Annotated in this window: 4 protein-coding genes; 2 read left to right on the top strand and 2 right to left on the bottom strand. The window is 76.5% G+C overall.

Annotated elements, in window-relative coordinates; genetic code table 11:
* Nucleotides 1–652 (top strand): MFS transporter (locus tag KIK08_RS37905; RefSeq protein WP_214408136.1); only part of this gene is annotated, 652 nt, incomplete at its 5' end.
* Nucleotides 653–673: 21 nt separating this feature from the next.
* Here the strand turns inward: KIK08_RS37905 and hisS are convergent.
* Together hisS and KIK08_RS37895 are read right to left on the bottom strand one after the other, a co-directional pair.
* Nucleotides 674–1,951 carry a histidine--tRNA ligase gene (hisS, locus tag KIK08_RS37900; RefSeq protein ID WP_308258148.1) on the bottom strand — a complete coding sequence of 426 codons (1,278 nt, stop codon included), beginning with the start codon at nt 1,949–1,951 and terminating at the stop codon, nt 674–676.
* Nucleotides 1,952–2,004: 53 nt separating this feature from the next.
* The gene (locus KIK08_RS37895) at nt 2,005–2,703 is read right to left on the bottom strand and encodes an MBL fold metallo-hydrolase (RefSeq protein WP_214408135.1); all 699 of its coding nucleotides are present in this window, start codon (nt 2,701–2,703) and stop codon (nt 2,005–2,007) included.
* Between the two features lie 151 nt (nt 2,704–2,854).
* Between KIK08_RS37895 and KIK08_RS37890 the strand changes: the two genes are divergently transcribed.
* Nucleotides 2,855–3,694: a peptidylprolyl isomerase gene (locus tag KIK08_RS37890; RefSeq protein WP_214408134.1), complete on the top strand. Its 840-nt coding sequence runs from the start codon at nt 2,855–2,857 to the stop codon at nt 3,692–3,694.
* Nucleotides 3,695–3,824: the final 130 nt, after the last annotated feature.

Genomic DNA, 3,824 nt, shown 5'->3' with positions numbered 1-3,824 from the left:
CGGCCCGGCCGCGCTGCTGGCCGTCGCCGGCGCCGTCGCGGTCGCGGTCTGGGCGCGCCGACCCGGCTCGCGGCCCGTGCTGGCCCTGCTGCGCCACCCCCGCATCGGCTGGTCGCTGCTCGCGCTGCTGGTCACGATCGCCGGGGTCGGCGCCGTCAACTTCCTGGTCCCCTACGCGCTGGCCGACGGCGGCGTGGACGCCGCCACGACCGGGCTCGTGCTGCTGGTGCTCTCCGCGGCGATGGCGCTGACCTCACCCCCGGCCGGCGTGCTCGCCGACCGCATCGGCACCACCGCCGTCGTGCTGGCCGGCACGGTGCTCGTGCTGGGCGGGGCCGGCTGGCTGCTGACCGTCGGCGCCCGGCCCGGCCCGGCCGCGCTGGTCGTGCCGCTGGCCCTCATCGGCGTCGGGAACGGGCTGTTCGCCGGCCCCAACGCCGCCCGGGTGCTCGACGCCACCCCACCCGGGCGGATGGGGGCCAGCAGCGGGCTCAGCTCGCTGGTGCGCACCACCGCGTTCACCCTGGGCCCGGCCATGGCCGCCGCGACCTGGACGGCGGGGGCGGGCGGGCTGGGCGCGGGGGCCACGCTGCTGGTGGCGCTGGCCGCGGTCGGTGTGTTCGCCGCCCTGCCGTGGACCCGGCGGGCGTGACGGGCCCACCGGGCTGGGCCCTCAGCCCAGCCGGTCGCGCACCACGTCCACGACGTCGGCCAGGGCGACGGACACCTGCTCGCCGCTGGCCAGGTCCTTGACCCCGACCGTGCCGGCGGCCAGGTCGCGCTCGCCCAACACCAGCGCCAGCCGGGCGCCGGAGCGGTCGGCGGCCTTCATCGCACCCTTGAGCCCTCGACCGCCATAGGCCAGGTCGACCCGCACGTCCGCGCGGCGCAGCCGAGCCGCCACCGTGACCAGCTCCGCCGTCGCCGCCTGCCCGAGCGGCACCCCGAACACCTCGCAGCGCGCCTGCGACCAGGGCGCCACGCCCTCCGCGCCGCAGGCCAGCAGGGTGCGGTCGACCCCGAGGCCGAAGCCGACCCCGGGCAGCGGCTGGCCGCCGAGGGTGGCCATGAGCCCGTCGTAGTGCCCGCCGCCGCCGATGCCGGACTGGGCGCCGAGCCCGTCGTGCACGAACTCGAAGGTGGTCTTGGTGTAGTAGTCCAACCCGCGCACCATCCGCGGGTTCTCGACGTAGGCCACGCCGAGCGCGTCGAGGTGGGCCAGCACCGCGGCGTGGTGCTCGGCCGACGCCGCCGACAGGTGGTCCTTCAGCAGCGGCGCGTCGGCGAGCAGGGCCCGCACCTCGGGGCGCTTGTCGTCGAGCACGCGTAGCGGGTTGAGCCGGGCGCGGGCGCGGGTGGGCTCGTCGAGCGGCAGCCCGGCCAGGAACTCCCGCAGCCGCTCGGCGTAGGCCGGGCGGCACTCGGCGTCGCCCAGCGAGGTGATCTCCAGCCGGTAGCCGGTCAGGCCGAGCGCCCTGAAGCCCTCGTCGGCCACCGCGATGACCTCGGCGTCCAGCGCCGGGTCGTCGACGCCGATGGCCTCGACACCGACCTGCTGCAGCTGGCGGTAGCGCCCGGCCTGCGGGCGCTCGTAGCGGAAGAACGGCCCCGCGTAGCGCAGCTTGACCGGCAGCCCGGCGCGGTCGAGGCCGTGCTCGATCACCGCCCGCACCACGCCCGCGGTGCCCTCCGGGCGCAGGGTCACCGAGCGTTCGCCGCGGTCGGTGAAGGTGTACATCTCCTTGGACACGACGTCGGTGGACTCGCCGACGCCGCGCGCGAACAGCGCCGTGTCCTCGAAGACCGGCAGCTCCACGAGCCCGTAGCCGGCCCGGGCCGCCGCGCGCTGCAGGGTGTCGCGGACGTGCTCGAAGCCCGCCGACGCGGGGGGCGCGTAGTCGGGCACGCCCTTCGGCGCCGACAGCGCGGGGGGGCGGGGTTCGGAGGGCACTTCGGACTCCGTCGGCTGGCTCGGTGGGCTCGTCTGGGTACCGGTCGGGGTGCTCACAGGCCCCGGCCCTTCGCCGGGGCCCGCGCGTCGCCGAGGTCCTGCAGGAACGGGTTGGACGCCCGCTCCCGCCCGACCGTTGTGGTCGGGCCGTGGCCGGGCAGCACGAGCGTCGAGTCGTCCAGCACCAGCAGCTTGTCGCGCAGGCTGACCTGCATCTGGGCGAAGTCGCCGCCGGGCAGGTCGGTGCGCCCGATCGAGCCGGCGAACAGGGTGTCGCCGGCCAGCAGCACCTCGACGCCGTCCTCGGTGGGCGTGCGGAACACCGCCGAGCCGGGGGTGTGCCCGGGGGTGTGGTCGACGGTGAACGTCAGCCCGGCCAGCTCCAGCGCCGCGCCGTCGTCGAGGTGGCGGACCTCGCGCGGCTCGCGCAGCTCCAGCCGCCCACCGAACATCGCCGTGGCCTGCGCCGAGAGCCCCTTCATCGGGTCGGCCAGCATCTCCCGGTCGCCGGGGTGGATCCAGGCCGGCACGTCGTGGCCGTCGCAGACCGGCGCCACGCTGAAGGTGTGGTCGAAGTGGCCGTGGGTCAGCAGCACCGCGACCGGGGTGAGCCGGTGCTCGGCCAGCAGCTCCTCCAGCGGCTCGACGGCGCCCTGGCCGGGGTCGACCACGATGCACGCCTCGCCGGCCGCGGGCGCCACCACGTAGCAGTTGGTCTGGAAGGACCCGGCCGGAAATCCTGCGACAAGCACCCGACCAGCCTAGGCGGTCGACCCGACCGGTATTCGGGCGGTGAAGGGCTGGTCGGCGGCGTCCCCTCACAGGGACCGTTCAGGTGCGCTGGCTATCCTGCGGCCCGGTCGAACGTCGACCGACGGCGTGACGGGTGTGAGGAGCGTGCGGGTGGCGACCAATCAGATGCGGCGGGAGGCGGCCAAGCGCAAGCTGGAGCGCCAGCAGGAGCGGCGCGCCGCCCAGGCCAAGCGCCGCCAGCAGGTCGCCATCATCACCTCGGCCGCCGTCGTCGTGGTCGTCGTGGTCGGCATCGTGCTGCTCAGCACCCTGACCGGCGGGGAGGCCGACCCCGCTGCGGCCGATCCGACCGCGGCCCCGACCACCGAGGCCGCGCCGGCCCGCGCCCTGGGCGACTGCGCCTTCACCCCGACGCCCGACGAGCCCGCCGCCAAGCCGGCCCCGGTGCCGCCGTCCGGGCAGACCGAGACGACCGGCACGGTGGCCGCGACGCTGCAGACCGACCGCGGCGCCATCCCGCTGACCCTCGACCGCGCCACCGGGCCGTGCGCCGTGGAGAGCTTCGTCAGCCTGGCCGGCGCCGGGTACTTCGACGGGACGCCCTGCCACCGGCTGACCACCAGCGAGAGCCTGAAGGTGCTGCAGTGCGGCGACCCGACCGGGCTGGGCACCGGCGGCCCCGGCTACACCATGAACGACGAGCCGCCCACGTCGCTGGCCACCGACCCGCAGTCCGGCGCCTCGATCTACCCGCGCGGCACCGTGGCGATGGCCAAGACCTCGGCCCCCGACTCCGGTGGCAGCCAGTTCTTCCTGGTCTACGCCGACTCGCTGCTCCCGCCCGACTACACCGTGTTCGGCACCATCGGCGAGGAGGGCCTGGCCGCGCTCGACGCGGTCGCCGCCGCGGGCTCGGACGGCTCCAGCGGGAGCCCGAGCGACGGCGCGCCGGTGTCCGCGGTCACCATCCAGACCGCCACGATCGGCTGACCGCGACCCGGTGACCGCCCGACGCCTCGGGGTCGCCGCCGCGGTCGCGGCGGCGGCCCTGTCGGCGTCGTGCACCGCGCCCGAGGCGGGCCCGCCGGCGCTGGGCGAGCGGGTCGTCGTCGAGCAGGGC

Origin of the sequence: Pseudonocardia lacus (genome assembly GCF_018531445.1) — a bacterium.
Classification (GTDB): Bacteria; Actinomycetota; Actinomycetes; order Mycobacteriales; family Pseudonocardiaceae; genus Pseudonocardia; species Pseudonocardia lacus.
This window is presented reverse-complemented; position numbering and strand designations above follow the sequence as displayed.